Origin of the sequence: Pseudomonas sp. BW16M2 (assembly GCF_014268865.1) — a bacterium.
In the GTDB taxonomy this organism is placed as follows: Bacteria; Pseudomonadota; Gammaproteobacteria; order Pseudomonadales; family Pseudomonadaceae; genus Aquipseudomonas; species Aquipseudomonas peradeniyensis.
Genome location: NZ_JABWRI010000026.1, coordinates 1 through 26,051, shown reverse-complemented (window position 1 = coordinate 26,051; position 26,051 = coordinate 1). Strand labels below are relative to the sequence as shown.

Here is a 26,051-nt window from a genome sequence, read left to right as displayed (position 1 = left end):
GCGATCATGAAAGCAGGCCCGGCGGGACGGCAAAAAGGCGCGGCAGCCATCGAGTTTGTCGCGGTATTCATGGTGTTTTTCGCGGTGTTCTATGGGCTGGTGAGCTACGCCTTGCCGATGCTGATGCTGCAGTCGTTCAACCAGGCCAGCAGCGAGGCCGTGCGCCGCTGCGTGGCCGTGGACCCGACCAGCCAGACCTACGAGCTGGACGTGCAGAGGCTGGCCCGCCAGGTGATCGGCCAGCAGTTGGCGTGGATGCCCAGCGCGCTGGGGTTCAGTGTGCTTACCGACACCCGGGTCACCGTTGGCGCGGACAAGGTGCTCACGGTGGTGATCGACTACCCGCGCTCGCGCCTGACGCAGGTGCTGCCGACCCTGGTGCTGCCGGTGGTCGGTGATGTACCGAAGCTGCCCGCACGGCTACAGGCCCAGGCGAGCCTGCAACTGTGAGTGGTGGCCTGTTCGATCGCTGGTTCGCCGCGCCGGCCCCGGCCCAGACGCCCGAGGTGACGCCGGCCATCGGTCTGCAACTGTGGCTCGATGACCAGGCGCGGGTGCTGCGCCTGGGCGGTCCGCTGCGCAGCCTGCTGGCACTGCCCGGCCAGGCGGGTGCGCGGGTGCATGACTATCTGGAGCGCCACAGCTGGCTGGTGCTCGAAGGGCAGCCCGCCGATTGGCAGGGCCAGCCCCTGGACCTGGATTTTCACACCGTCATGGGCCATGCGTTGCACACCCGTGGCTGGCTGCAGCGCCACGAACAAGGCTGGATGCTGCAGCTGTTCGATATCGGCGATCTGCTGCGCGAACAGCGATGGGATCGTCAGCGCCCCCTGCTCGGCGAGATCGGCCACGCTCTGCGCGAATGCGGCAGCGAGCGCCTGCTACAGACGACCCGCGAACAGCTGCACAGCCTGGCCGAGCACTGGCAGGCGGCCGCGCTACGGCTGATGCTGCGCGAACCGGGGGGCTGGCGCCACTACGCCAGCGGCGACGAGACCTGGCCCTGGCCTGATGATCGCAGGCTGCGCGAGAGCCTGGACCGTTGGCCGGCCCATACCCTGATCGAGGTCGATGACGACCCCGAGTTGCTTGCCCTGTGCGGTGGTGCGTCGCTGTTCCTGGTGCCCTACCGCCAGGGGCTGGAGGCCGAGGCCTGGGTATTGTGCGCCGGAGCTCGGCAGGCACCGCCGGTCGACATGGCCCTGGCGCTGGTGCGGACCTTGACCGAGCCGCTGCTGGTGCGTCATCGACGCCAGCAACTGCAGCACCAGGCCCATCACCTCGATGACCTGCAGCGCCAGCTGGGCGCGGGATGGTGGGAGTGGCCGGTGCACGGTGAGCTGCAGCTGGACCCGGCCCTGGCCGCGGGCCTCGGGTTGGCGAACCGGGTCAGCCTTGGCCAATGGCTCGCCCGCCTGCACCCAGCGGACCGCGAGCCGGCGCAACTGGCCCTGGACCAGGCCCGTGACGGGCAGGCGCTGAGCCTCAGCGTGCGCCTGCCGTACCACGACCCCCTGGCGCCACCGCGCTGGTTCCATTGGGCCGGCCAGGGCCAGGGCGGCCAATTGCGCGGCTTCCTGCTTGATATCAGCGCCCTCAAGGCCCAGGAGCAGCAGGCCGGCGCGGCCCGTGCGCGGCTGGAGAACCTCATCGCCCGCTCGCCCGCGGTGATCTACGTGCAGCGCTATGCCGAAGGCGCGCTGCACAGCGATTTCTACAGCGCCAGCCTGGCGCCGTTGCTGGGCTGGGCGGCCGACAGCGAACAGGCGCGCCAGCCGGGCCTGGCGGTGCACCCGGACGACCGCCCGCTGTGGCTGGAGCGCACCCGTGGCCTGTTGCGCGATGGTCAGGTGCGTTGCCGCTATCGCCTGCGCGATCACCTTGGCGGCTATCACTGGATGCTCGACGAGGCCCGCCTGCTGCGTGACGACCTCGGCCAGCCGCTGGAGGTGGTCGGCCTGTGGCTGGACGTCAGCGAAACCACCGAGGCCGCCGAGCGCATGCGCCAGAGCGAGGAACGCTACCGCGTGCTGGTGGAGGACTCGCCGGCGATGATCTGCCGGTATCGCCCGGACCTGACCGTGCTGTTCGGCAATCGGCCCCTGGCCGACTACCTGGGCTGCACGCCCGAGCAGTTGCAGGGCGCGGACCTGGGGCAGTGGTTGTCCGCCGGCCAGCGCGAGGCCTTCCTCCTGCGCCTGCGGGCACTGACGCCGGAGCAGCCGGTGAGCAGCGCGGAGATCTGCCTGCAACTGCCCGGTCGCGAGCACGCCTGGTGGGTCTGGGCCGACCGTGGGTTGTTCGACGCCGACGGCAACCTGCTGGAGGTCCAGGCCGTGGGCCGCGACAACACCGAGGTGCGGCGCAGCCAGCAGCAACTGCTGCAGGGCGCGAAGATGGCGACCCTCGGCGAGCTGGCCACCGGGCTGCTGCACGAAATCAACCAGCCGCTCAACGTGATGCGCATGGCGGTGGCCAACACCCTCAAGCGCCTGGAGAACGGCGCCGCCGATCAGGCCTACCTGGAGGACAAGCTGCGCCGCATCGAGGCCCAGGTCGAGCGCGCTGCGCGGCTGGTCGACCATATGCGGGTGTATGGCCGGCGCTCGGCGGTCGAGCGCGAGCCCTTCGCCGCCTGGGCCGCGGTGGAAGGCGCCCGGGCGCTGCTTGAGGAAGGCCTGCGCGGCAAGAGCGTGACGCTGCGCCTGGAGCCGCCCGAGGCAGTGGCGCAGGTGCTCGGGCATCAGGATCAGCTGGAACAGGTGCTGATCAACCTGATGGTCAACGCCCGTGACGCCTTGCTGGAAAAGCAGGTGGCGCAGCCGTGGATCCGGGTACGCCAGGCGCTGCATGGCGGGTGCCTGTGGCTGCTGGTGGAGGACAACGCCGGCGGGATCGATCCGCAGCTGCACGAGCGGATCTTCGAACCCTTCTTCACCACCAAGCCGGCCGGGGTCGGCACCGGGCTGGGCCTGTCGGTCAGCCATGGCATCGTCAGCCAGATGGGCGGCCGCCTGAGCGTGGACAACGGCGCCGAGGGCGCGTGCTTCCAGATCGAACTGCCCCTTCACAGCACCAGTTGAGCGTGGCCGCTGGCGCAACTGAGGTTGGTGCCGACCTGGGCGTCGAGCAGGTCGATGCCGAGCACCTTGAGCAAGCCGTTGACCAGGGGATCGAGCAGGGGGCTGAGCAGGTTCTTGATGACTGGCTCGAGGATGTTCTTCACCCCGTCCAGCAGCCCGGCGGTGAGCAGCAGCACCTGGCCGAGGCCGCCATTGCCGGTGGGCTTGTAGGCTTCCAGGTGGATGCCCGCCAGGGTGTCGGACAGGCTCGCCACCACCTGGGCCTGGTCGCTGTCCATGGGTTGGTAGGCAGGTTCCTGGCCGATTTCGGTCGGGGCGTGGGCGCCGCTGAACAGCAGCGTCTTTTCCACCGGGCCACTGCCCAGCAGCTTGCTGTCCACCCGAAGGCCGATGCCACCGCCGGCATAGGGCACCCGTGTGCCGCAGGATGGCGGCAGGATCAGCAGGCGGCTGCAGACATTGGTGCCGATATCGATGACCGGCAGGGCCTTGACCACGGTGGTGCCGTTGCTGAGGAAGTCCGCCGGGGAATCGAACCTGCCGATGGCGATTTTCGCCGCCGAGCGCTGGGTGAGGGTGGTCAGGCTCTTCGGGGTGCAGGTGTAGTTGTCCGGTGGTGCCGGACGCAGGCGGCTGGTGCCTTCGGCCACTTCGATGCCGATATCGATATGCACCTGGCCGTCCAGCAGCTTGATGTCGCTGACCTTGCATGGGATGCCCAGGGCGCAGGTCAACGATTGCACGGTGCCCAGCAGGTTCAGGCTGAGCAGGTTGTTGAGCACGTTGGTCAAGGGGGCCGCCAGGTCCAGCACCGCGTTGAGCAGCCCGGCGATGCCGCTCAGCAGGGGCAGGTCGAGGGACACCAACGCGCGGATCTGGGCGGTATGAACGCGCAGCTCGTCCGTGCGCGGGTCGCCCACCGCCGAGATCTGCGGGGGCTCGATCACCCGCAGTTGCACGCGGCCATTGACCAGCCCGAGTACATTGATCGGCAGGTCGGCGTTGACCGCGTTCTCGCTGGCCGCCAGCTGGATCACGCCTTGCACCAGTTGCAGCAGCTGGATGCTCGCGTCCAGGCCGGCCTGGGCCGTGCCGTTCTGCAGGTCGAGCAGCTCGCCCAGTTGCAGGCCGCCCACCGGCAGGTCCGCCGCCAGCTTGCCCAGGTTGGTGATCACGTCGACGGCGGCGCCGCTTTGCTGCAGCACCTTGACCGCGGCCTGCAGCAGGACGGTGGCGCTGGTGTCGGCGTTGAGCAGTTGCTGGTAGTCGCCGACATCCAGGTGCAGGTCCACCGCCAGCTGGTCGAGGTACTTCAACAGGTTGATCTGGGTGTTGGCGATGCCCTGCCAGCCCAGCACATCAAGTTGCGCCGAGCCGCCCAGGGCCTTGAGCAGGGCGTTGAGCACCGAGCCCTGGGTCGAGTTGACGGTGGCCAGGGTGGTGCGGATGCTCAGCCGCGCCTGGGGCGTCCCGGGGCTGGCGGCCACCGCGCTGGCGCGCAAGGTGGTGGTGCGGGCGATGGCGCCGCCCTGGACCAGCGCGTATACCCCGCCGGCGACGCTGGTGACCACCACGTTGCTGACCTCGACCTTGATCGCCTCGTTACGCACGTTGTCGGCGGTGAAGGTGCGCAGGTTGTCGATGCCGGTGCGCAGGTAGCCGCAGCTGGCGATCAGTGGATTGAGGGGCGAGTGGCCGTTGCGGGTGGCCGCGGTGCGGGCCAGTGTGGAGGCCTGCGGGCCGCTGCCGCTGCAGACCCCGCCGTGCTCGGCGGCTTCCAGGGCGGCCATGTCGGCGATGCGCTGCAGCTTGCGTTGTTCGAGGTAGAGGCGGCCGCTGTCGACGGTCAGGAGCATGAACACCAGGGCCAGGCCCATGGTCAGCGCGGCCATCAGGCCGATCGCGCCGCGTTGGCGCACAGCGGAACGGGGAACCACGGGCACTCCTTTGCCGGCCTGTGGCCCGGCAGCGCGGCGGCGGTGCAAGGAGTGTAGTCAAGGTGATGGCAAGTTGCCTTGTCGGCTGCGCGCGACACCCTGTAGGAGCGGCCTTGCGCCGCGAAAGGGCTGCGTAGCAGCCCCTGGATTCCAGCGTTCATGCATAGATCGCTGGGGCCGCTGTGCGGCCCTTTCGCGGCGCAAGGCCGCTCCTACAGGGGGCGCTCAGGTTTCAATGTGGCGGATAGTTGCTCAGCACCTGGGTCACGGTCTTCTGGATCGCCGCATTGCGCTCCTGCGGGCTGGGCGGGTAGTTGTTCATGATCTGCTCGGCACTGCCGCGCCATACCAGCTTGCCGTCACGCCCGTCGAACAGGTCGACCTGGATGGTCGCCACCTTGTAGTCGACGCTGCGCGTCTCGTTGTACATCGGCCCGCCCCAGTAACCGCCCCAGTAGCCACCCCAGGCACCGCCGTAGTTGGTGGTGATCTGCTGCTGGCGGTCCTCGACGATCAGGTAGGCACGCACCTTCACATCCGCCCGGGCATTGCCCTGGACCGGGCGCAGGCCGCGCTGGTCGAGCTGGCCGGCGACCGCCTGGCGAATGCGTTGCTCGGTCAGGTCGCTCTTGATCCGCGGATCGTCCGGGCGATATTGCAGGCCCGGCTCCTGCCAGGCCCAGCTGCGGTAGGCGGCGAAGTCGCGGCTGGCATCGAAGTCGTGCTGCACGTTGTTGCTCGAACAGGCGGCCAGCAGCAGGGCGAAGGACAGTAGAACGAGACGGCGCAACATGATGGTTCTCCGTGGGAGGTTAGCTGGGAGGATAGCCGCTCATCGCCTTGCTCACCGACTCGCGCAGGGCGCTTTCGCGTTCACGCGGCGAGTCCTTGTCGCTGCCGCTTTCGGCGCTGGCGCTCCACACCGGCTGGCCGTTGCGGGCATCGAACAGGTCGATGCGCACCACCATCACCTCGACTTCGTAGGTGCGCACGATCGGCACGCTGGCGTAGCCGCCATAGCCGTTGCGATAGCCGCCGTAGCCGACGCCGCCGTAGGGGTAGGGGCCGTAGTAGGGATCGTAGTCATAGTCGCGCACCTGGCGCAGGCGCCGTTCCAGGCGCACGTCGGCGCTGACCAGCAGGTCGGCGGGCGCATTGTGCGCCGGGCGCAGGCCGTGCTGGTCGAGGGCGCCGCTCACCGCGTCGGCCAGCTGGCCCGGCGTCGCGTTGACCAGGCCCCCGGGTGGCTGGTTGTTGCGCCAGCTCCAACTGCGGTAACGGCCGTAGTCGCGTGCCGGTGCGGGGTAGGCGCTGGCATCGAAGGTATTGGCGGCCTGGGGCGGCGCTGGCGGTAGCGGCTTGCCGCTGGCGACATAGGGGTTGCTGCCCTGGCAGGCGGCCAGGGCGAGGGGGAGCAGGGCCAGGCAGAGCAGACGGTACGGCATGGATCCTCCTGGCGAGCGGGTCAGTGGGGGCGGCACATCCAGTGCAGATAGCGGCCCAGGCCGGCGAAGCTGGGGTGGCGGCGGTGCGCCAGTTCCATCTCCAGCAGGTCGAGCAGCTCGGCCTTGTCCTGGAACTCCTTGGGCATGTAGTCATGGAATACCCGTACGCCGCTCTCGCTTTCGACCTGCCACAGAGCTTCAAGTTGCGCCCTGAGCTCGCGCGGATCAAGTGGTTTCTGTGGCGTGAGGCTCTGCTTTTCACCGGCCAGGCGATTGTGCCGCAGCTTGCGGAAATGGCCCTTGAGCAGGTTGCGGTAGACCAGCGCGTCGCGGTTGTAGAAGGCCAGCGACAGCCAGCCCCCCGGCGCGGTCAGCTGGTGCAGCACCGGCAGGATGCTCTCGGGTTCGGCCAGCCATTCGAGCACGGCATGGCACAGCACCAGGTCGTAGGGTTCGGTGAGTTGGCCGAGCAAGTCCTGCCACGGCGCCTGGATGAAGGTTGCCTGCTGGCCGGCCTCGGCAAAGCGCGCGCGGGCGCCGTCGAGCATCGGCGCGGCGGGTTCGGCGAGGGTCACCTGGTGGCCGCGCTGGGCCAGCCACAGGGCCATGTGGCCCAGGCCCGCGCCGATATCGAGCACCCGCAGCGGGCGGTCGGGCAGGGCCTCGGCCAGGTCGGCCTGGAGCACCGCCAGGCGGATGGCGCCCTTGGCGCCGCCGTAGATCTTCTCGGCGAAGCGGCTGGCCAATTCATCGAAGTGACGGTCGTTCATTTGCCGAAGCGCCTCTCGCTGTCGGCGAGCTTGGCCCGTACCACCTCGTCCATGTCCAGGCCCAGTTCGCTGCACAGCAGCAACAGGTAGAGGACGATATCGCCTACCTCTTGGCCAGCGTGGGCGAGCTTGTCGGCGGGCAGCTGGCGGGACTGGTCCTCGGTCAGCCACTGGAAGATCTCCACCAGCTCGGCCATTTCGACGCTGGCGGCCATGGCCAGGTTCTTCGGGCTGTGGAATACCCGCCAGTCGTTGGTGTCGCGGATGCGGTGCAGGCGTTCGGTCAGTTCTTGCAGGTTCATCGGGGTCTCCTCGTGGCGCATAGCTTCCGGCGAGGTGTCTTGCAAAGCAAGCCCGATCAGAGCGTGCGCCAACTGCCGAGCATATGCAGCAGCCCGCCGTGGCCATCCAGGCGCAGCTCGCCGCTTGGCCCCGCCTCGCTGGCGCTCAGTATCACCTCCGAAGGCAGGCGTACCGGTTTGTGGAAGTCCACCGCGAAGGCATACCCGGCCTTGGGCAGGTGCCCCTGCAAGGCCGCCAGCGCCATGGCCTTGCTCCACATGCCGTGGGCGATGGCCTTGGGGAAGCCGAACAGGCGTGCCGTGAGGCTGCTCAGGTGGATCGGGTTGTAGTCGCCGCAGACCCTGGCGTAGCGCCGGCCGATATCGCCGTCGGCATACCAGCGGGTGGCCTCGGGCAACGCGACGGGCGTTGTCTCGGTCAGGTCCGCGGCCAGCGCGTCGAGTTTGAGGCCGCGCACCAGCATGCGGCTGGTCTCGCGCCAGAGCAGGCCGAGGCCGTCCTCGGCCTCGGTCACCAGGTCGAAGGTGCCGCCCTTTTCATGGGGTTGCAGGTTGTCGGCATACACCGCGAAGCGCAGCCCGTCGATGCCGCCCAGGGGGCGCAGTACCTGCAGGCTGTTGTGCAGGTGCACCAGCCCCAGCAGCGGGAAGGGAAACGCCTCGGCGGTGAGCAGTTGCAGTTGCAGGCTGAAGGCCATGATGTGCGGGTAGGTGCCCGGCAGGCGGCCGTCGTCGGCGAAGTGGCAGAGCCGGCGGTAGGCCGCCAGGTTGGCGGGATCGACCCGCAGAAAACAGCGCAGGCCCTGCTCCGGCAGCTGGCTGCCACGAATCTTGCGTTTGCCGAGGGCGCGCAGGTACAGGCTCAGTCGTGAGTCGGGGCTGTGCAGGTCGTGCCAGGGTCGGGTCATGGTCAGGCTCCCATCAAGGCCTGGCCGCAGACCCGCAGGGCCTGGCCATTGATCGCGCCCGAGCCCGGCTGGCTGAGCCAGGCGATGGCTTCGGCGACGTCCTGCGGCAAACCGCCCTGGCCCAGCGAGCTCAGACGTCGACCGGCCTCGCGCAGGCCCATGGGCATGGCCGCGGTCATGTGCGTCTCGATGAAGCCCGGCGCCACCGCATTGATGCTGGCGCCCTGTTCGGCCAGGCGTGGCGCCCAGGCCTGGGCGAAGCCGATCAGCCCGGCCTTGCTGGCCGCGTAGTTGGACTGGCCGCGGTTGCCGGCAATGCCGCTGACCGAGGCGAGCAGGGTGATGCGCGCATCCGCGTGCAGCTTGCCGCCTTCGAACAGCGCCTGGGTCAGCACCTGGGGCGCCTTGAGGTTGACCGCCAGCACCGCGTCCCAGTACTCCGGGGTCATGTTGGCGAGGGTCTTGTCGCGGGTGATACCGGCGTTGTGCACGACGATATCCAGGCCCTGGGGCAGGGCTTCGAGCAGTTGCGTGGCGGCGTCGGCGGCGCAGATGTCCAGTGCCAGGGCGCGGCCGCCCAGGCGCGCGGCGAGGGCGTCAAGGTCGCGTTGGGCCTGGGGCACGTCGAGCAGCGTCACCTCGGCGCCGTCACGGGCCAGGGTCTCGGCAATCGCCGCGCCGATGCCCCGGGCGGCGCCGGTGACCAGGGCGTGGTGGCCGGCCAGCGGCCGGGTCCAGTCTTGCACCTGGGCGGCGCAGGGCGCCAGGCGCAGGACCTGGCCGGAAACGAACGCGCTCTTGGGCGAAAGGAAGAACCGCAGCGCGCCCTCGAGCTGGTTTTCGGCGCCTTCGGCGACGTACAGCAGGTTGGCCGTGGCACCATTGCGCAGTTCCTTGGCCAGCGAGCGGCTGAAGCCTTCGAGGGCCCGCTGGGCGACGCAGGCCTGCGCATCGGCCACGCCTTCTGGCGCACGCCCCAGGATCACCACATGGGCGCTGGAGGCCAGGCTGCGCAGCAGGGGTTGGAAAAATTCACGCAACTGCTTGAGGTCATCGCTGTCGGACAGGTGACTGGCATCGAACACCACCGCCTTGAGCTTCGGCCCCAGGCCCGCGACCCAGGCGGGGACCTCGAGCGATTCGCTGCCGAAACCGTAGCAGTCGGCCGTCAGACGCGGGGCGATCGCCGCCACCTGGTCTGCCAGCGGCCCGCCGCCCAGCACCAGCGCGCCCTCGATGGGACGCAGGCGCCCGGCCTGCCAGCGTTCCAGCGGCACCGGGCGGGGCAGGCCGAGGGCGTCGACCAGTTTGCGTCCGAGGGTGGAGTTGGCAAAGCCCAGATAGCGGTCGCTCATGTACGGTTCTCCCTGAAGGCAAGCATGCAAGTGTGGACCAAGTTTGTGGCAGGGTCGTTCGAATGTCCGAAAAGAACCTAGGCTTAAGGCTCAAATTGTTTCAGGAGGAACAGGCATGCAGTCAATTCGCCGGGTCGCAATCCTGGGGGGCAACCGGATTCCCTTCGCCCGCTCCAACGGCGCCTACGCCAAGGCCAGCAACCAGGCGATGCTCACGGCGGCCCTCGAAGGCCTGGTGGAGCGTTACCGGCTGCACGGCCTGCGCCTGGGCGAGGTGGCGGCCGGCGCGGTGCTCAAGCATTCGCGTGACATGAACCTGACCCGCGAGTGCGTGCTCGGCTCGAGGCTGTCGCCGCAGACGCCGGCCTACGACATCCAGCAGGCCTGCGGCACCGGCCTGGAAGCGGCGTTGCTGGTGGCCAACAAGATCGCCCTCGGGCAGATCGACAGTGGCATCGCCGGGGGCGTCGACACCACCTCGGACGCGCCCATCGCGGTGAGCGAGGGGCTGCGCCAGATCCTGCTGCAGGCCAACCGCGGCAAGACCCTCGGTGAGCGTCTCAAGCCCTTCCTGAAACTGCGCCCGGCCCTGCTCAAGCCCGAGTTGCCGCGCAATGGCGAGCCACGCACGGGGCTTTCGATGGGCGAGCACTGCGAGCGCATGGCGCAGACCTGGCAGATCGGCCGCGAGGAGCAGGATGAGTTGGCCCTGCTTAGTCATCAGCACCTGGCGGCGTCCTACCGCGGGGGCTGGCACGACGACCTGCTCACGCCGTACCTTGGCCTGAACCGGGACAACAACCTGCGGGCCGACCTGACCCTGGAGCAGTTGGCCAAGCTCAAACCGGTGTTCGAGCGCAGCGGCCTGGGCACGCTCACGCCGGGTAACTCCACGCCGTTGACCGATGGCGCCTCGCTGGTGCTGCTCGGCAGCGAGGCCTGGGCCGAGGCGCAGGGCCTGAAGGTGCAGGCCTACCTGGTGGACGGCGAGGCGGCGGCGGGCGATTTCGTCCATGGCCAGGAGGGCCTGCTGATGGCGCCGGTGTACGCGGTGCCGCGGCTGCTGGCGCGCAATGGCCTGACCTTGCAGGATTTCGATTTCTACGAGATCCACGAAGCCTTCGCCGCCCAGGTGCTGTGCACCCTAAAGGCTTGGGAGGATGCCGACTACTGCCGCACGCGCCTGGGGCTCGACGGGCCGCTGGGGTCGATCGATCGCGCCAGGCTGAACGTGAAGGGCAGCTCGCTGGCCGCCGGGCATCCGTTCGCGGCGACGGGAGGGCGGATACTGGCGAACATGGCCAAGCTGCTGAGTGAGCGTGGCAAGGGACGCGGCCTGATCTCGATCTGCGCGGCGGGCGGACAGGGGGTGACGGCAATCGTCGAACGTTAGGCGGCGATGGCTGGTACCCTTGTCCGACCCGAGACACCAGGCCTCAACATGTCGATCACCGGACCGCGCCCCATTCCCGCTCTGGACCACCTGCCCAGGCCGCTCTACGCCCGTGCCGAGAGCCTGGGCGCCGGGTCCTGGACCACCCGTCACCAGCATGACTGGGTGCAGTTCTCCTATGCCATCAGCGGCGTGCTTGGTGTCTATACCAGCGACGGCAGCTACTTCGCCCCGCCGCAGTGGGGTGTGTGGATCCCGGCCGGCACCGAGCACGAAGTGCTGACCTCGATGCAGGCCGAGATGCGCAGCCTGTACGTGCGCCGCGACGCCTGCCCCTGGGCGCCGGGTGAGTGCCGGGTACTGGAGGTCACGCCGCTGGCGCGGGAACTGATCAAGCAGTTCTGCACTTTCGCGGTGAACTACCCGGAAGGCGACAGTGCCGAGGCGCGGCTGGTGGCCGTGTTGCTGGACCAGCTGCGCACCCTGCCGCAGGTGGGGTTCTCGCTGCCACTGCCACGTCACCCGGGCCTGCTGGCGTTGTGCAACGGTTTGATCGCCGCCCCCGACCAGCCCCAGACCCTGCAGCAGTGGGCGGTGCAACTCGGGGTATCGGAAAAGACCCTGATGCGCCTGTTCCAGCGCGAAACGGGGCTGAGCTTTCGCAACTGGCGCCAGCGCATGCGCCTGCTGTCGTCACTGGCGCTGCTGGAGGCCGGGGAGAGCGTCACCCAGGCCGCGCTGGGCTGCGGGTATGACTCGACCTCGGCCTATATCGCCGCGTTCCGCCAGTTGTTCGGCGCGACACCGGGGGAGTTGCGCCTGTAGGGCCGGCTGGTGCCTCTGTCAGTGACAACACCCGCTGCCATTGGCCAGGTCCTTGAGGATCGGACAGTCCGGCCGGTCGTCGCCCTGGCAGTGGGCCACCAGCTCGCCGAGGGTGTCGCGCAGGCTCACCAGCTCCTCGATGCGCTTGTTCAGCGCCTCGATATGCTGCATGGCCAGGGCCTTCACGTCGGCGCTGGCGCGCTGGCGGTCCTGCCACAGGGTCAGCAGCCTGGCGACTTCCTCCAGGGAAAAGCCCAGGTCGCGCGAGCGCTTGATGAACGCCAGGCTGTGCAGGTCCTCCTGCTGGTACAGCCGGTAGCCGCTTTCGCTGCGCGTGGCGGGGCGCAGCAGGCCGATGGACTCGTAGTAGCGGATCATCTTGGCGCTGAGCCCGCTGCGGCGGGCGGCCTGGCCGATGTTCATGGGGCCTCCTGGTCGATGGCGGTGGGTTTCCAGGTCTTCAGCCACAGGGCATTGCTCACCACACTGACGCTGGACAACGCCATGGCGGCGCCGGCCAGCACCGGATTGAGGTAGCCCAGCGCGGCCAGGGGGATGCCGATCAGGTTGTAGATGAATGCCCAGAACAGGTTCTGGCGGATCTTCGCGTAGGTCTTGCGGCTGATCTCCAGGGCGGCGGGCACCAGGCGCGGGTCGCCGCGCATCAGGGTGATGCCGGCTGCCTGCATGGCCACGTCGGTGCCACCGCCCATGGCGATGCCGATGTCGGCGGCCGCCAGCGCCGGGGCATCGTTGATGCCGTCGCCGACCATGGCCACCACGCCCTGCTGCTTGAGCGCGGCCACCGTGGCGGCCTTGTCCGCTGGCAGCACTTCGGCGTGCACGTCGTCGATGCCGAGGGCCTCGGCCACCACCTTGGCGCTGCCGCGGTTGTCGCCGGTCAGCAGGTGGCTGCTGATGTGGCGCGCATGCAAGGCGGCGATGGCCTGGCCGGCGCCAGGCTTGAGGCTGTCGCCAAAGGCGAACAGGCCTAGCACGCGAGGCTGGCTGCCGCGCTCGATCAGCCAGGACAAGGTGCGTCCCTCGGCCTCCCAGGCCTGGGCACTGGCCGCCAGTTCGCCAGGCAGCAGTTGGCTCTCGTCGAGCAGGCGGCGGTTGCCCAGGGCCAGCTCGCGGCCGTCCACCTGGCCGGCGATGCCACGGCCGGTGAGGGACTGGCTGTCGGTCACTTGCGGTACGTCAAGATTGCGTTCGGCGCAGGCGTCGAACACCGCTTTGGCCAACGGGTGTTCGCTGCCGCGTTGCAGGGCGCCGGCCAGGCGCAGCAGATCGTTGTCATCGCCGCTGCTGGCCTGCTGATGGACGATGCGCGGGCTGCCGGAGGTGAGGGTGCCGGTCTTGTCGAACACCACGCGGTTGACCGCATGGGCGCGCTCCAGCGCTTCGGCGTCCTTGATCAGGATGCCATGGCGGGCGGCGACGCCGGTGCCGGCCATGATCGCCGCGGGCGTGGCCAAGCCCAAGGCGCAGGGACAGGCGATCACCAGCACGGCGACGGCGTTGATCAGCGCGGTTTCCAGCGGTGCGCCTGCCAGCCACCAGCCGACCAGGGTGACCAGGGCCAGTACCAGCACCGCAGGGACGAACACCTGGCTGACCCGGTCGACCAGCTTCTGGATCGGCGCCTTGGCCGCCTGGGCGTCCTCGACCAGGCGGATGATGCGGGCGAGCACGGTCTCGGTGCCCAGCGCCAGGGTCTTCACCAGCAGGCGGCCTTCGCCGTTGATGGCGCCACCGGTTACTGCGTCGCCGGGCTGCTTGGGCACTGGCAGGCTTTCACCGCTGATCAGGGCTTCGTCGGCGTGGCTGCTGCCTTCGAGCACCTGGCCATCGACCGGGAAGCGTTCGCCGGGCTTGACCAGCACCACATCGTCGAGGCGCAGCTGGCTGATGGCGACGTCTTCCTCGCGCCCGTCGATAACCCGCACGGCGCGTTCCGGACGCAGGGCTTCCAGTGCCCGGATGGCGCTGGCGGTCTGGCGCTTGGCGCGGCTTTCCAGGTACTTGCCCAGCAGCACCAGGGCGATCACCACCGCCGAGGCTTCGAAGTACAGGTGCGGCTCCATGCCGGCGTGCGCATTGGCCCATTGGTACAGGCTCAGGCCGTAGCCGGCGCTGGTGCCCAGGGCGACCAGCAGGTCCATGTTGCCGGCGCCGGCGCGCACGGCCTTCCAGGCGGCGACGTAGAAGCGCGCGCCAAGGATGAACTGCACCGGGGTGGCCAGCAGGAACTGCGCCCATGCCGGCAGCATCCAGTGCAGGCCGAACGGTTGCACCAGCATTGGCAGCACCAGTGGCAGGGCCAGCAGCAGGGCGGCGGCGACCGCCAGGCGTTCGTTGCGCAGGCGGCGTCGGGCCTGGGCCTGGTCATCGTGGCTGGCAAGCGGCAGGGTGGCGCTGTAGCCGGCCTTCTCGACTGCGGCAATCAGCGCACCGTCGTCGACGCCCTCGAGCACTTCGAGGTGGGCGCGTTCGCTGGCCAGGTTGACGCTGACCTGCTCGACCCCCGGCAGTTTGCCGAGGGCGCGCTCGACCCGGCCGGCGCAGCTGGCGCAGGTCATGCCGCCGATCTGCAGTTCGAGGGTGCGGGTGGGGACGCTGTAGCCGGCGTCGCGCACCGCGTCGACCAGTGCCGGCAGGCTGTCGGCCGGGGCCTGGACCCGGGCCTGCTCGGTGGCGAGGTTGACGCTGACGTGTTCGGTACCGGTGACCTTGCGCAGGGCGCGTTCGACCCGACCTGCGCAGCTGGCGCAGGTCATGCCGCCGATCGGCAGGTCGAAGGTGGTGGATGCGGGCATGGCTCTCTCCTCCGTGGACAGGCCTCCAGCATCAACCTTGCCATGCGGGCAAGGTCAATAGCCCAGGCCGGCTCTCTTGAGCACCAGGCCATTTTGCCCCATGGCGATCCGGTATTTGTTGATCTGGCCCGCCTGCAGGGTCAGCCGCGTGCTGCGCTGGTCCTCGACACCGGGCGCGCAGCCGGGTACCTGCCCGGGCAGCAGGCGCAGGCGCACATCGACGGGGCCCGGCGGCAGGTTGAACGAGGTCGCCTGTTCCTGGAACAGGCGGCCGGACAGCTGGTCATTGAGGTAGATACCGATCTCGCAGCTGGTGGCCACCTCCAGGCGTTCCCGGGAAATGATCAGCACGCTGTAGTCCGAATTGCCCTCGGCGCTGGCCGGTGGCACGACGGCCAGTGCGCCCAGCAATCCGACGAGGCCCAATGCTGCCCTGATCATGAAAAATCTCCTGCTTGCCAAAATCGTCAAAGGCGCAGCTTGGCCGAGCCGCGCGCGGATTTCCAGCCCGGCCGTTATCCGCGGAACTTGACCTTGCCCCGATGGCAAGGCTGAGACTGGGCAAAACCCACAAGGAGGCAACCTCGATGCAAGTGTTCAATGTGCAAGGCATGACCTGTGGTCATTGCGTGAAGGGCGTGACCCGGGCGGTGCAGGAGCAGGATGCGGCGGCGCGGGTGGAAGTGGACCTGGCGGCGCGGCAGGTGCGGGTGGAGAGTGTCCTGGCGGCGGATCGGATCCTGGCGGCGATTCGTGAAGAGGGGTATCAGGCCGAAGTGGCCTGACAAGGCAACCTCTGTAGGAGCGGGCTTGCCCCGCGATAGCGCCAGAACAGGCAATGATGTTGGCCTGGTTGGCCTCATCGCAGGGCAAGCCCGCTCCCACGTTGATCCTGCTGCAACCTTTTTCTCTGCCTTTTCCTACAGGACACGCAGGATCAATTATTACAAAGGTTTTCAACGCCGGGTGATCCAGTGCAGGTAGACTAGCGAACTTGCTTAGCCTGCTATGGATTCTCCATGAACCTGCGAACCTTGCTGATTCTCGGCGCCCTCAGTGCGTTCGGGCCTCTGGCGATCGACTTCTATCTGCCGGCCTTCCCGGCCATGGCGCATGCCTTCGGCACCGACGAAAAGCATGTGCAGGCCACCCTGGCCGCCTACTTCCTCGGCCTGTCCCTGGGCCAGCTCGCCTACGGGCCGGTGGCCGACCGTTTCGGCCGGCGCCTGCCGCTGCTGTTCGGGGTCGGCCTGTTCACCGTGGCGTCGCTGGCCTGCGCCTATGCGCCCAATCTCGACAGCCTGATCCTGGCGCGGTTCGTCCAGGCCCTGGGCGGTTGCGCCGGGATGGTGCTGTCGCGGGCGATCGTCAGCGACAAGTGTGACGCGGTGGCCTCGGCCAAGGTGTTCTCGCAGTTGATGCTGGTGATGGGCCTGGCGCCGATCCTCGCGCCGATGCTCGGTGGCGTGCTGGTCAACGTGGCCGGCTGGCAGTCGATCTTCCTCGCCCTGGGCCTGTTCAGCGCGGCGTGCCTGGTGGCTGTCAGCCTGGGCCTGCCGGAAAGCCTGCCGGCCCATATTCCGCGCCAGCCGCTGTCGGGCGCGCTGCGCCAGTACCTGAGCCTGCTCGGCGACCGGGTGTTCGTCGGCCATGCACTGACCGGTGGCATCGCCATCGCCGGGATGTTCGCCTACATCGCCGGTTCGCCGTTCGTGTTCATCAAACTCTACGGTGTGCCGCCCGAGCACTACGGCTGGTTGTTCGGCACCAACGCTGCCGGCTTCATCCTGATGGCCCAGGTCAATGCGCGGCTGCTGGCCAAGCGCGGCCCGGCGTTCCTGCTGGCGCGAGCGGTGTGGTTGTACCTGGTGGCGGCGCTGGCGCTGCTGGTGGTCGCGGCGTTGCGCCCGGCACAGCTCTGGCCATTACTGGTACCGCTGTTCGTGTGCATCGCCAGCCTCGGCTGCATCATCCCCAACGCCTCGGCCTGCGCCATGAGCGGGCAAGGTACGCGTGCGGGCAGTGCCTCGGCCCTGATGGGCTGCCTGCAGTTCAGCGTCGCCGCGGGCGCGGCGGCGCTGGTCGGGGTGCTGCACGATGGCAGCGCGGTGCCCATGGCGCTGGTGATCAGCCTGTGCGGCGCGCTGGTGGTCAGTGTCGCAGTGCTGACCCGGCGCCTGCAGGCCAGCCGGCCTGCGTGAGCGGGTGGGGCGCGTTGAGGCGCGCCTCCAGCAGGGCGACGAACGACCGTGCCTCGGCCTCGCTACGGAAACTCACCACATGCTGGTCGAGCTGGACCTGCCAGGGGCAGGCGGGATTCCGGTTCGACGCACTGACGACAATCTTCATCGCGATCCACCTCCAGTGAGCGGGAGCGGATCTAGTGTAGCGCTGCCCCCGCCCCGTGCCATGACCAGGGTCAGTACCCTGACTGACGGTCATGACGGTCTGAAGTAGGGAGACCTTCTGTTTTGCAAGGCGGAAATATTCCCCTTCACTGTCGGACATATCGAGCCCCCTGATAGCAGCTGTCAGCTTCGTTCTCGCTACAGCCACGGTAGTACGGGGGATGAGCAGGATCAGCCGTCTATCGCTCTGACAGACGCATCTTTCAGAACGTTTTTTGGGAGGCGAATGCCGACCCGCCTGGGCCATGCCTCCCTCACGGCGAGCGCCTTCCAGCGGCTTATACTGCCTCCGGCGACCAGCGTGGCGTGAGCGTTTTGCGCGGCTGGCGCCGATCATCCGGCACACGAACCATCCCGCGCTTGCCCACACCGGAGGCAGGGCATCTGCGGCGTTCGCCAGCAGGCGGGATTCATCAGGGAGCTTCAGGTTCATGAACGCAGTCCGCAGCATCAGTCAGGTTGCCAACCTGATGGCCGATCCCAAGCGCAGCGCCATGTTGTGGGCGTTGATCGATGGCACCCCGCGTGCGGCGGACGAGCTTGCCGTGCTCACCGGCTTGAGCACCTCGTCGGCCTGCGCGCACCTGTCGCTGTTGTCCAGTGCCGGGCTGCTCAGGCATGAGGCGCGTGGCCGCAAGCGCTTCTTCCGCCTGGCCACGCCGGAGGTCGGCACCGCGGTGGAGGCGCTGGCCAGCGTTCAACTGGCGAGCCGCTCACCGGCAGAGCAGGGCACGACGCTGCAGATTCCCCTGTCGATGCGCAAGGCGCGCCTGTGTGGCGACCACCTGGGCGGCGAAGTGGCCGCCGCGCTGCTCCACCGCCTGCATGTGGCCGGTTGGCTGGAAGGAAGCGAGCAGTACCTGTCGGTGAGCCAGGAGGGCAAGGAGCATCTGGAGGCGCTGGGGGTGTTCATTGATGCGCTAGCCGCTGGTGACCGGCGCGGCTGCGTGATCTGCCACTGCAGCAAATGGAACGATCAGGGCCCGCACCTGGGCGGTTGCCTGGGCAAGGCCCTGCTTCGATTGTTTACCCAGTCGGGCTGGGTGCGTGAGCAGGAGGGCAGCCGGGCGGTGCAGCTCACACCGCTCGGCCAGCAGCAGATCAACGCGATCGCCTGCCTCCCGGCCCGACAGGCCGGCTAGCGGACCAGCCGCGCGTCCAGGCTGTTCTGCGCCAGGCGGCGTGCCTGGTCCTGGGTCATGCCCAGGTGCTGGTGCAGGGCGTGGAAGTTCTCGGTGACATAGCCACCGAAGTAGGCCGGATCATCGGAGTTGACCGTGACCTTCACGCCACGCTCGAGCATGTCGAGGATGTTGTGCTGGCCCATGTGTTCGAACACGCACAGCTTGGTGTTGGACAGGGGGCAGACGGTCAGCGGGATCTGCTCGTCGATGATGCGCTGCATCAGGCGCTCGTCCTCGATGGCGCGCACGCCGTGGTCGATGCGCTGGATCTTCAGCAGGTCGAGGGCTTCCCAGATGTACTCGGGCGGGCCTTCCTCGCCGGCATGGGCCACGGTCAGGAAACCTTCGCTGCGGGCGCGGTCGAAGACGCGCTGGAACTTGCTCGGCGGATGGCCTTTCTCCGAGCTGTCCAGGCCCACGGCGACGAAGGCGTCGCGGAAGGGCAGGGCCTGGTCCAGGGTCTTGTGCGCTTCGTCTTCGCTCAGGTGGCGCAGGAAGCTGAGGATCAGACCACTGCTGATGCCCAACTGCTCGCGACCATCCTTCAGGGCCCGGTTGATGCCCTCGAGCACCACCTCGAACGGGATGCCTCGGTCGGTGTGGGTCTGCGGGTCGAAGAATGGCTCGGTGTGGATGACGTTCTGCGCCTTGCAGCGCTGCAGGTAAGCCCAGGTCAGGTCGTAGAAGTCCTGCTCGGTGCGCAGGACATCGGCGCCCTGGTAGTAGAGGTCGAGGAATTCCTGCAGGTTGTTGAAGGCATAGGCGCTGCGCAGGGTCTCGACGTCCGCCCAGGGCAGGGCGATCTTGTTGCGTTCGGCCAGGGCGAACAGCAGTTCGGGCTCCAGCGAGCCCTCCAGGTGCATGTGCAGTTCCGCCTTGGGCAAGGCGTTCAGCCATTCATACATGTGTGCAATCTCGATCAGGTACGGTTGGCCGCCATTCTACAGGGCCTGGCCGGGCAATGCGCCCACCCAGGCCGGTATCGCCCGGGTTTACCAGATGAGCGACTCACCCTTGTAGTTGATGAAGCGCAGGCCACCGTTGCCGCTCTGGGCCTTGATCTGCTCGAGCATGCCATGGGTGCTGGTGAGCACGTCGATCTCGGCGTTCTCGCCGCCCATGTCGGTCTTCACCCAGCCCGGGTGCATGGCCAGCACGGCCAGGTCGGGACGCTGCAGGTCGACCACGAAGCTGTTGATCATCGAGTTGAGCGCGGCCTTGCTGGCCTTGTACAGGCAGACTTCGCCACCATCGGGGATGGTCACGCTGCCCAGGATCGAACTCATGAAGGCCAGCACGCCGCTGCCTTCGCGCACCTGGCCGGCCAGGCGGCGGGCCACACGGATCGGCGCCACGGCGTTGGTCATGAACAGGTCGCCGATCTGCTGTACCTGCACGCTTTCCAGATCCTGCGGCAGCGGGCCCATCACCCCGGCATTGACGAACACCAGGTCGAACACTTCACCTTGCAGGCGCTGCTTGAGCCCGTCGAGCTGGGCGGTATCGTTCATCTCCAGGCGCTCGATGCGCACCCCGGAGACTTCGCCCAGCGCACCCGGCTGTTGCGGGTCGCGCACGGTGGCGACGACGTTCCAGCCATCTTCGCGCAGGCGTTGCACCAGGCCCAGGCCAAGGCCTCGGGAGGCACCGATGATGAGGGCGGTCTTGTTGGCGGTCATAGCGATACTCCATATCAAGGGCGCGGCGAGCGCTGCTGTGCACAGGTTCACTCGCCGCGCGACAAGGTGGTGGTTGCCCTCTACAGGGGAAGGCCTGGGTGACGAGCATAAACCAGGAGGAGGTCGGCTGCCCTGTCGCGGCTGGTCAAAAAATGATCTATGGTCTGAAAGGCCTGTGGAGACGGGGTCTGACAGGGTGGTTCACGGGTTATCCACAGGCTGCTCCACAGTAATTGTGTGCAAGCGCGACAGCCTGAAAATGCCCGTTTCAGGGAACGCAGTCGCTTCTGACTGGGGATAACTCACACGCTTTCAGTGACTTGGGTTAATGTCACACAAATGTGATCAAAATATGCTCAATACGCTGCAGGCCTTGCGGAACAAGGCCTGCAGCGGAGTGCCCCAAGCTTATCCACAGGCAGGCCCACAGCAGTTGTGGGCAACGCTCAGCCCCGTTCCAGCAGGATACGCCCGCGGCTCAGGTCGGCGAGCTGCTGCTGCAGCACCTCGAGGTGGCTGTCACCCAAGGCGATGCGCAGGTCGACGCCGTTGGCGGTGAACTGCTCGTCCATCACCAGGCCGTCGACTTCGCCCAGGCGCAGCTTGACCAGCGCCAGTTCGCTGAAGGTGCAACTGCAGATGAACTCGCTGCGCTGCACCAGCAAGCGCTTGGGCGCCTGCTGCAGGCACTTGTTGGCGCCGCCGCCATAGGCCCGGGCCAGGCCACCGGTGCCGAGCTGGATGCCGCCGTACCAGCGGATCACCAGCACCACCACCTGGTCGCAGTCCTGGGCCTCGATGGCGGCAAGGATCGGTCGCCCGGCCGTGCCGCCGGGCTCGCCGTCATCGCTGCTGCGGTATTGGCCGCCGAGCTTCCAGGCCCAGCAGTTGTGGGTGGCCGCCAGGTCGCTGTGGCGTTCGATGAAGGCCATGGCCTCGGCCGGGCTGCTGATCGGGCCGGCGAGGGTGATGAAGCGGCTCTTGCGGATTTCCTCGCGGAACTCGCAGAGCTCGAGCAGGGTAGAAGGCATAAGTCCGGGTCAGGCGGGCGTGCTGATGCCGCAGCCTTTGAGAATGATGTGGATAAGGTTGTTGCTGGCGTCTTCCATGTCCTGCTTGGTCAGCCGGCTGCGGCCGGTCACCTGGCAGATCTGGGTGGCGAAGTCGGCATAGTGCTGGGTGCTGCCCCAGAGCAGGAAGATCAGGTGCACAGGGTCCACCCGGTCCATCTTGCCGGCGTCCATCCAGGCCTGGAACACTGCGGCACGGCCACGGAACCATTCGCGGTAGTCAGCGCTGAAGTACTCGCTCAGGCATTCGCCGCCGCTGATCACTTCCATGGCGAAGATTCGCGAGGCCTGCGGGTTGCGCCGGGAGAATTCCATCTTGGTGCGGATGTACTGGCTAAGCGCCTCGGCCGGGTCGTCCTCCACGCTCAGGGCGTTGAAGGTGCTGTCCCACAGCTCGATGATGTTGCTCAGCACCGCGATATACAGGCCCAGCTTGTTGGTGAAGTAGTAGTGCAGGTTGGCCTTGGGCAGCCCGGCCTTGAGCGCGATGGTGTTCATGCTCGTGCCCTTGTAGCCGTGCCGGGCGAACTCGTCTTCGGCGGCCTGGATGATGGCCTGCTCGTTCTTCTGGCGAATGCGGCCAGCGGGCTTGCCCGAGGCGGGGGAGCGATGCGCAGGGACTTCTAGGGTCATGGACGATTCCGGGCGGGTCGTTACGGATGTCCGACAGATTACCTGCCTGTGCCGAAGTGACAAGCATTAGCGGTAGAGATGCGTATCAACGTGTCGCAGCCAGACTCTCGAGGAAGCTTTCCAGCACCAGGTTCGGCCGGCGGCCCTTGCGCGTCACCCAACTCAGGCCCAGGTCATAGAAGCGCTGGGCGGGCTTGAGCGCACGCAGGCGTCCCTGCTGCACCCAGAACATCGCGTAATGGTCGGGTAGGTAGCCGATGTAGCGCCCGGTGAGGATGAGGAAGGCCATGCCTTCGCGGTCCGAGGCGCTGGCGGTGCAGCGCAGGGCCTGGTAATGGGCCTGGATGTCGGCCGGCAGGCGGAAGGTCGGGGCGATCGCATCCTGGCTATTGAGGCGATCGTCGTCGATCTGCTGGTCATCGGCATAGAACAGCGGATGGCCGACCGCGCAGTAGAGCAGCGAGCGCTCGCTGTACAGCGGCTGGTATTCAAGCCCGGAGAGCGGGCTGGTCTGTGGCACCACGCCGACATGCAGGCTGCCGTCGAGTACGCCCTGTTCGACCTGGCTGGGCGCGATCATGCGGATCTGGATATGTACGTCAGGGCCACGGTCCTTCAGTTCGGCCAGGGCGTGGGTGATGCGCATGTGCGGCAGGGTCACCAGGTTGTCGGTGAGGCCGATGTTCAGTTCGCCGCGCAAGTGCTGGTGCAGGCCGTTCACTTCGGTGCGAAAGGTTTCCAGGGCGCTGAGCAACTGCAGCGCCGAGTGGTAGACCTCGCGGCCTTCCTCTGTCAGCGAAAAACCGGCGCGGCCTCGTTGGCACAGACGCAGCCCCAGGCGTTGCTCGAGGTCGTTCATCTGCTGGCTGATCGCCGAGCGGCCGATCCCCAGCACGTTCTCCGCCGCCGAGAAGCCGCCGCATTCGACCACGCTGCGGTAGATTTTCAGCAGGCGGATGTCGAAATCGCTGACCTGGGCGAGGGGATCGGGGCGTCGGCTCATTAGTTTAGTTATCCGCTGACTGAAGATTAGAAATGCTGGGTTTTTCGAACTTTATCGCCGTGACAATTTAGCTGCAACAACACCCATCGTTGCCTAATCGTCTTCCGAGGAATCGCCCGATGAACATGCCCGAAACCGCCCAGGCCGGTCTGGCCAGCCAGCTCAAGCTGGACGCCCACTGGATGCCGTACACCGCCAACCGCAACTTCCAGCGCGACCCGCGGCTGATCGTGGCGGCCGAAGGCAACTACCTGGTCGACGACAAGGGCCGCAAGGTGTTCGACGCCCTCTCGGGCCTGTGGACCTGCGGTGCTGGGCATACCCGCAAGGAGATCAGCGAGGCGGTGGCCCGCCAGGTCGCCACCCTCGATTATTCGCCGGCCTTCCAGTTTGGCCACCCGCTGTCGTTCCAGCTGGCCGAGAAGATCGTCGACCTGGTGCCGGGCGACCTGAACCACGTGTTCTTCACCAACTCCGGTTCCGAGTGCGCCGACACCGCGCTGAAGATGGTCCGTGCCTACTGGCGCCTGAAGGGCCAGGCCACCAAGACCAAGATCATCGGCCGTGCCCGCGGCTACCACGGCGTGAATATCGCCGGCACCAGCCTGGGCGGCGTCAACGGCAACCGCAAGCTGTTCGGCCAGTTGCTGGACGTCGACCACCTGCCGCACACCTTGCTGCCGGCCAACGTGTTCAGCAAGGGCATGCCGGAAGAGGGCGGCATCGCCCTGGCCGACGAGATGCTCAAGCTGATCGAGCTGCATGACGCCTCGAACATCGCCGCGGTGATCGTCGAACCGCTGGCCGGTTCCGCCGGTGTGCTGCCGCCACCGAAGGGTTACCTCAAGCGCCTGCGCGAGATCTGCAGCCAGCACAACATCCTGCTGATATTCGACGAAGTGATCACCGGCTTCGGCCGCATGGGTGCAATGACCGGCGCCGAAGCCTTCGGTGTCACCCCGGACCTGATGTGCATTGCCAAGCAGGTCACCAACGGCGCCATTCCGATGGGCGCGGTGATCGCCACCAGCGAGATCTACCAGACCTTCATGAACCAGCCGACCCCCGAGTACGCGGTGGAATTCCCCCACGGCTACACCTACTCGGCGCACCCGGTCGCCTGCGCCGCCGGTATCGCCGCGCTGGACCTGCTGCAAAAGGAAAACCTGGTGCAGTCCGCCGCCGAGTTGGCGCCACACTTCGAGAAGCTGCTGCACGGCATCAAGGGGACGAAGAACGTCGTCGACATCCGCAACTATGGCCTGGCGGGCGCCATCCAGATTGCCGCGCGCGACGGTGACGCCATCGTCCGTCCGTACGAGGCGGCCATGAAGCTGTGGCAAGCCGGCTTCTATGTGCGCTTCGGTGGCGACACCCTGCAGTTCGGGCCAACCTTCAACACCCAGCCGCAGGAACTGGATCGCCTGTTCGACGCGGTGGGCGAAGTCCTGAACAAGGTCGACTGATTTTTCCGAATTCGAAGTCGGGCGCGTGAGTACCACGCGCCTGTCTCTACCTTCTTTATCTGGAGTTCTGCATGAGCATTGTTCAGCACCTGATCCACGGCGAGCTGGTCACCAAGGGCGAGCGCACCGCCGATGTCTTCAACCCGTCCACCGGCCAGGCCGTGCGCAAGGTCGAACTGGCCAGCCGCGCCACCATCCAGCAGGCCATCGATTCGGCCAAGGCCGCCTTCCCGGCCTGGCGCAACACCCCGCCGGCCAAGCGTGCCCAGGTGATGTTCCGCTTCAAGCAGCTGCTGGAGCAGAACGAGGCGAAGATCTCGCAGATGATCGGCGAGGAGCACGGCAAGACCGTGGAGGACGCCGCGGGTGAGCTCAAGCGCGGCATCGAGAACGTCGAGTTCGCCTGCGCCGCCCCTGAGCTACTCAAGGGCGAGTACAGCCGCAACGTCGGCCCGAACATCGATGCCTGGTCCGACTTCCAGCCGCTGGGCATCGTCGCCGGCATCACCCCGTTCAACTTCCCGGCCATGGTGCCGCTGTGGATGTACCCGCTGGCCATCGCCTGCGGCAACGCCTTCATCCTCAAACCGTCCGAGCGCGATCCGAGCTCGACCCTGTACATCGCCCAGCTGCTGCTGGAAGCCGGCCTGCCGAAGGGCATCCTCAACGTCGTGCATGGCGACAAGGAAGCGGTCGATGCGCTGATCGAGGCGCCGGAGGTCAAGGCCCTGAGTTTCGTCGGTTCGACCCCGATCGCCGAGTACATCTATGCCGAGGGCACCAAGCGCGGCAAGCGCGTCCAGGCCCTGGGTGGCGCGAAGAACCATGCGGTACTGATGCCCGACGCCGACCTGGACAACGCCGTCAGCGCGCTGATGGGCGCGGCCTACGGTTCCTGCGGCGAACGCTGCATGGCCATTTCGGTGGCGGTGTGTGTCGGCGACCAGGTGGCCGATGCGCTGATCGCCAAGCTGGAGCCGCAGATCAAGGCGCTGAAGATCGGTGCCGGCACTGCCTGTGGCCTGGACATGGGCCCGCTGGTGACCGCCGCCGCGCGTGACAAGGTGGTGGGCTATATCGATGACGGCGTTGCCGCTGGCGCCAAGCTGGTGGTCGATGGTCGCGGCTACCGTGTGGCCGGTAACGAGGATGGCTATTTCGTCGGCGGTACCCTGTTCGACAAGGTCACCCCCGAGATGCGCATCTATAAGGAAGAGATCTTCGGCCCGGTGCTGTGCGTGGTGCGGGTGAACAGCCTGGAACAGGCCATGCAGCTGATCAACGAGCATGAGTACGGCAACGGTACCTGCATCTTCACCCGTGACGGTGAGGCGGCGCGGCTGTTCTGCGACGAGATCGAAGTGGGCATGGTCGGCGTCAACGTACCGCTGCCGGTGCCGGTGGCGTACCACAGCTTCGGTGGCTGGAAGCGTTCGCTGTTCGGCGACCTGCATGCCTATGGCCCGGACGGTGTGCGCTTCTATACCCGTCGCAAGGCGATCACCCAGCGCTGGCCACAGCGGGCCAGCCATGAGGCCTCGCAGTTTGCGTTCCCGAGCTTGTAAGGCGTAGGGGTGAAAGCGGGGCGGCCGATAGGCTGCCCCGCTTTGTTTCTTGCCTGTTTATATAGGTGCTAGGGCTGTGCGAGCACCTGGCAGCCCCGACGCGGTGTTTTCCCCCGATATTTCACTTTAATGAAATTAACGGTTGACGGGCGTTCAGATCCCCTTATAATGCGCCCCACTTCCGACGTAGTCGAAACGAAAAACCT

Annotated in this window: 25 protein-coding genes; 9 read left to right on the top strand and 16 right to left on the bottom strand. The window is 67.2% G+C overall.

The annotated features are described in order from the left end of the window. Nucleotides 1-6 precede the first annotated feature (6 nt). Together HU735_RS20300 and HU735_RS20295 are read left to right on the top strand one after the other, a co-directional pair. On the top strand, nt 7-450 hold the full coding sequence (locus HU735_RS20300; protein WP_186714962.1) for a TadE/TadG family type IV pilus assembly protein: 444 nt from the start codon (nt 7-9) through the stop codon (nt 448-450). Then, the gene (locus HU735_RS20295) at nt 447-3,083 is read left to right on the top strand and encodes an ATP-binding protein (RefSeq protein ID WP_186714961.1); all 2,637 of its coding nucleotides are present in this window, start codon (nt 447-449) and stop codon (nt 3,081-3,083) included. The genes HU735_RS20300 and HU735_RS20295 overlap by 4 nt, the downstream gene beginning before the upstream one ends. Here the strand turns inward: HU735_RS20295 and HU735_RS20290 are convergent. From HU735_RS20290 to HU735_RS20260, 7 genes are all read right to left on the bottom strand, one after another. After that, nucleotides 3,068-5,020 carry a pilus assembly protein TadG-related protein gene (locus HU735_RS20290; RefSeq protein ID WP_346655373.1) on the bottom strand — a complete coding sequence of 651 codons (1,953 nt, stop codon included), beginning with the start codon at nt 5,018-5,020 and terminating at the stop codon, nt 3,068-3,070. The two genes, HU735_RS20295 and HU735_RS20290, sit on opposite strands and share 16 nt — an antisense overlap. Before the next feature lie 232 nt (nt 5,021-5,252). Continuing rightward, the gene (locus HU735_RS20285; RefSeq protein WP_050703622.1) at nt 5,253-5,813 is read right to left on the bottom strand and encodes a DUF4136 domain-containing protein; all 561 of its coding nucleotides are present in this window, start codon (nt 5,811-5,813) and stop codon (nt 5,253-5,255) included. A 19-nt stretch (nt 5,814-5,832) separates the two neighbouring features. After that, nucleotides 5,833-6,465 carry a DUF4136 domain-containing protein gene (locus HU735_RS20280; protein ID WP_186714960.1) on the bottom strand — a complete coding sequence of 211 codons (633 nt, stop codon included), beginning with the start codon at nt 6,463-6,465 and terminating at the stop codon, nt 5,833-5,835. Between the two features lie 20 nt (nt 6,466-6,485). Next, nucleotides 6,486-7,235 carry a methyltransferase domain-containing protein gene (locus tag HU735_RS20275; RefSeq protein WP_186714959.1) on the bottom strand — a complete coding sequence of 250 codons (750 nt, stop codon included), beginning with the start codon at nt 7,233-7,235 and terminating at the stop codon, nt 6,486-6,488. Further along, nucleotides 7,232-7,537, bottom strand: coding sequence for a MazG-like family protein (locus HU735_RS20270; RefSeq protein ID WP_186714958.1), 306 nt, complete (start codon nt 7,535-7,537; stop codon nt 7,232-7,234). The genes HU735_RS20275 and HU735_RS20270 overlap by 4 nt, the downstream gene beginning before the upstream one ends. 56 nt (nt 7,538-7,593) lie before the next feature. After that, nucleotides 7,594-8,445, bottom strand: coding sequence for a MaoC family dehydratase (locus HU735_RS20265; RefSeq protein WP_186714957.1), 852 nt, complete (start codon nt 8,443-8,445; stop codon nt 7,594-7,596). A 2-nt stretch (nt 8,446-8,447) separates the two neighbouring features. Next, the gene (locus HU735_RS20260; protein ID WP_186714956.1) at nt 8,448-9,800 is read right to left on the bottom strand and encodes a 3-oxoacyl-ACP reductase; all 1,353 of its coding nucleotides are present in this window, start codon (nt 9,798-9,800) and stop codon (nt 8,448-8,450) included. 115 nt (nt 9,801-9,915) lie between these two features. Here HU735_RS20260 and HU735_RS20255 point away from each other — a divergent pair, with 115 nt between their 5' ends. After that, a complete protein-coding gene (locus HU735_RS20255; protein WP_186714955.1) occupies nt 9,916-11,193 on the top strand; it encodes an acetyl-CoA C-acetyltransferase in 1,278 nt (425 codons plus the stop codon). Nucleotides 11,194-11,241: 48 nt separating this feature from the next. Further along, complete coding sequence (locus HU735_RS20250) at nt 11,242-12,018, top strand: helix-turn-helix transcriptional regulator (RefSeq protein WP_050703629.1); 777 nt, start codon at nt 11,242-11,244, stop codon at nt 12,016-12,018. Between the two features lie 18 nt (nt 12,019-12,036). On the opposite strand, the gene cueR is transcribed toward HU735_RS20250, so the two are convergent. Genes cueR through HU735_RS20235 form a run of 3 tightly spaced genes read right to left on the bottom strand, consistent with a single transcriptional unit; the run spans nt 12,037 to nt 15,278 of the window. Then, nucleotides 12,037-12,441 carry a Cu(I)-responsive transcriptional regulator gene (gene cueR, locus HU735_RS20245; RefSeq protein WP_050703630.1) on the bottom strand — a complete coding sequence of 135 codons (405 nt, stop codon included), beginning with the start codon at nt 12,439-12,441 and terminating at the stop codon, nt 12,037-12,039. Further along, the gene (locus HU735_RS20240) at nt 12,438-14,837 is read right to left on the bottom strand and encodes a heavy metal translocating P-type ATPase (RefSeq protein WP_186714954.1); all 2,400 of its coding nucleotides are present in this window, start codon (nt 14,835-14,837) and stop codon (nt 12,438-12,440) included. Before HU735_RS20240 ends, cueR begins: the two co-directional genes overlap by 4 nt. Nucleotides 14,838-14,891: 54 nt before the next feature. Then, nucleotides 14,892-15,278, bottom strand: a complete 387-nt coding sequence (locus tag HU735_RS20235) for a hypothetical protein (RefSeq protein ID WP_186714953.1) — start codon at nt 15,276-15,278, stop codon at nt 14,892-14,894. Between the two features lie 146 nt (nt 15,279-15,424). On the opposite strand from HU735_RS20235, the gene HU735_RS20230 reads away from it, so the two are divergent. Together HU735_RS20230 and HU735_RS20225 are read left to right on the top strand one after the other, a co-directional pair. Next, a complete protein-coding gene (locus tag HU735_RS20230; protein ID WP_186714952.1) occupies nt 15,425-15,622 on the top strand; it encodes a cation transporter in 198 nt (65 codons plus the stop codon). A 234-nt stretch (nt 15,623-15,856) separates the two neighbouring features. Then, the gene (locus HU735_RS20225; protein WP_186714951.1) at nt 15,857-17,038 is read left to right on the top strand and encodes a multidrug effflux MFS transporter; all 1,182 of its coding nucleotides are present in this window, start codon (nt 15,857-15,859) and stop codon (nt 17,036-17,038) included. Here HU735_RS20225 and HU735_RS27165 read toward each other — a convergent pair. Next, a complete protein-coding gene (locus tag HU735_RS27165; protein WP_082337625.1) occupies nt 16,989-17,186 on the bottom strand; it encodes a hypothetical protein in 198 nt (65 codons plus the stop codon). The genes HU735_RS20225 and HU735_RS27165 overlap by 50 nt on opposite strands. A gap of 490 nt (nt 17,187-17,676) precedes the next feature. On the opposite strand from HU735_RS27165, the gene HU735_RS20220 reads away from it, so the two are divergent. Next, complete coding sequence (locus HU735_RS20220; RefSeq protein ID WP_186714950.1) at nt 17,677-18,387, top strand: helix-turn-helix transcriptional regulator; 711 nt, start codon at nt 17,677-17,679, stop codon at nt 18,385-18,387. On the opposite strand, the gene HU735_RS20215 is transcribed toward HU735_RS20220, so the two are convergent. The 5 genes from HU735_RS20215 to HU735_RS20195 form a co-directional block, all read right to left on the bottom strand. Next, the gene (locus tag HU735_RS20215; protein WP_186714949.1) at nt 18,384-19,334 is read right to left on the bottom strand and encodes an adenosine deaminase; all 951 of its coding nucleotides are present in this window, start codon (nt 19,332-19,334) and stop codon (nt 18,384-18,386) included. The two genes, HU735_RS20220 and HU735_RS20215, sit on opposite strands and share 4 nt — an antisense overlap. 87 nt (nt 19,335-19,421) lie before the next feature. Beyond that, nucleotides 19,422-20,108, bottom strand: a complete 687-nt coding sequence (locus HU735_RS20210; RefSeq protein WP_186714948.1) for an SDR family oxidoreductase — start codon at nt 20,106-20,108, stop codon at nt 19,422-19,424. 446 nt (nt 20,109-20,554) lie between these two features. Then, nucleotides 20,555-21,139, bottom strand: coding sequence for a YigZ family protein (locus tag HU735_RS20205; RefSeq protein WP_186714947.1), 585 nt, complete (start codon nt 21,137-21,139; stop codon nt 20,555-20,557). 9 nt (nt 21,140-21,148) lie between these two features. Beyond that, the gene (locus tag HU735_RS20200) at nt 21,149-21,811 is read right to left on the bottom strand and encodes a TetR/AcrR family transcriptional regulator (RefSeq protein ID WP_023629633.1); all 663 of its coding nucleotides are present in this window, start codon (nt 21,809-21,811) and stop codon (nt 21,149-21,151) included. An 85-nt stretch (nt 21,812-21,896) separates the two neighbouring features. Beyond that, the gene (locus HU735_RS20195) at nt 21,897-22,814 is read right to left on the bottom strand and encodes a LysR family transcriptional regulator (protein WP_186714946.1); all 918 of its coding nucleotides are present in this window, start codon (nt 22,812-22,814) and stop codon (nt 21,897-21,899) included. 119 nt (nt 22,815-22,933) lie between these two features. Here HU735_RS20195 and HU735_RS20190 point away from each other — a divergent pair, with 119 nt between their 5' ends. After that, the gene (locus tag HU735_RS20190; RefSeq protein ID WP_186714945.1) at nt 22,934-24,280 is read left to right on the top strand and encodes an aspartate aminotransferase family protein; all 1,347 of its coding nucleotides are present in this window, start codon (nt 22,934-22,936) and stop codon (nt 24,278-24,280) included. Between the two features lie 71 nt (nt 24,281-24,351). Next, complete coding sequence (locus HU735_RS20185; RefSeq protein WP_186714944.1) at nt 24,352-25,845, top strand: CoA-acylating methylmalonate-semialdehyde dehydrogenase; 1,494 nt, start codon at nt 24,352-24,354, stop codon at nt 25,843-25,845. Nucleotides 25,846-26,051 lie beyond the last annotated feature (206 nt).

Excerpts from the sequence above, each read along its gene's own strand:
- HU735_RS20185 (WP_186714944.1), top strand. The coding sequence starts at position 24,352 with ATGAGCATTGTTCAGCACCTGATCCACGGCGAGCTGGTCACCAAGGGC.
- HU735_RS20205 (WP_186714947.1), bottom strand. The coding sequence starts at position 21,139 with ATGCCTTCTACCCTGCTCGAGCTCTGCGAGTTCCGCGAGGAAATCCGC.
- HU735_RS20250 (WP_050703629.1), top strand. The coding sequence starts at position 11,242 with ATGTCGATCACCGGACCGCGCCCCATTCCCGCTCTGGACCACCTGCCC.
- HU735_RS20190 (WP_186714945.1), top strand. The coding sequence starts at position 22,934 with ATGAACATGCCCGAAACCGCCCAGGCCGGTCTGGCCAGCCAGCTCAAG.
- HU735_RS20225 (WP_186714951.1), top strand. The coding sequence starts at position 15,857 with ATGAACCTGCGAACCTTGCTGATTCTCGGCGCCCTCAGTGCGTTCGGG.
- HU735_RS20230 (WP_186714952.1), top strand. The coding sequence starts at position 15,425 with ATGCAAGTGTTCAATGTGCAAGGCATGACCTGTGGTCATTGCGTGAAG.
- HU735_RS20235 (WP_186714953.1), bottom strand. The coding sequence starts at position 15,278 with ATGATCAGGGCAGCATTGGGCCTCGTCGGATTGCTGGGCGCACTGGCC.
- HU735_RS20280 (WP_186714960.1), bottom strand. The coding sequence starts at position 6,465 with ATGCCGTACCGTCTGCTCTGCCTGGCCCTGCTCCCCCTCGCCCTGGCC.
- HU735_RS20195 (WP_186714946.1), bottom strand. The coding sequence starts at position 22,814 with ATGAGCCGACGCCCCGATCCCCTCGCCCAGGTCAGCGATTTCGACATC.
- HU735_RS20210 (WP_186714948.1), bottom strand. The coding sequence starts at position 20,108 with ATGACCGCCAACAAGACCGCCCTCATCATCGGTGCCTCCCGAGGCCTT.
- HU735_RS20215 (WP_186714949.1), bottom strand. The coding sequence starts at position 19,334 with ATGTATGAATGGCTGAACGCCTTGCCCAAGGCGGAACTGCACATGCAC.
- HU735_RS20270 (WP_186714958.1), bottom strand. The coding sequence starts at position 7,537 with ATGAACCTGCAAGAACTGACCGAACGCCTGCACCGCATCCGCGACACC.
- HU735_RS20260 (WP_186714956.1), bottom strand. The coding sequence starts at position 9,800 with ATGAGCGACCGCTATCTGGGCTTTGCCAACTCCACCCTCGGACGCAAA.
- HU735_RS20200 (WP_023629633.1), bottom strand. The coding sequence starts at position 21,811 with ATGACCCTAGAAGTCCCTGCGCATCGCTCCCCCGCCTCGGGCAAGCCC.
- HU735_RS20220 (WP_186714950.1), top strand. The coding sequence starts at position 17,677 with ATGAACGCAGTCCGCAGCATCAGTCAGGTTGCCAACCTGATGGCCGAT.
- HU735_RS20285 (WP_050703622.1), bottom strand. The coding sequence starts at position 5,813 with ATGTTGCGCCGTCTCGTTCTACTGTCCTTCGCCCTGCTGCTGGCCGCC.
- HU735_RS20275 (WP_186714959.1), bottom strand. The coding sequence starts at position 7,235 with ATGAACGACCGTCACTTCGATGAATTGGCCAGCCGCTTCGCCGAGAAG.
- cueR (WP_050703630.1), bottom strand. The coding sequence starts at position 12,441 with ATGAACATCGGCCAGGCCGCCCGCCGCAGCGGGCTCAGCGCCAAGATG.
- HU735_RS20255 (WP_186714955.1), top strand. The coding sequence starts at position 9,916 with ATGCAGTCAATTCGCCGGGTCGCAATCCTGGGGGGCAACCGGATTCCC.
- HU735_RS20240 (WP_186714954.1), bottom strand. The coding sequence starts at position 14,837 with ATGCCCGCATCCACCACCTTCGACCTGCCGATCGGCGGCATGACCTGC.
- HU735_RS20300 (WP_186714962.1), top strand. The coding sequence starts at position 7 with ATGAAAGCAGGCCCGGCGGGACGGCAAAAAGGCGCGGCAGCCATCGAG.
- HU735_RS27165 (WP_082337625.1), bottom strand. The coding sequence starts at position 17,186 with ATGAAGATTGTCGTCAGTGCGTCGAACCGGAATCCCGCCTGCCCCTGG.
- HU735_RS20265 (WP_186714957.1), bottom strand. The coding sequence starts at position 8,445 with ATGACCCGACCCTGGCACGACCTGCACAGCCCCGACTCACGACTGAGC.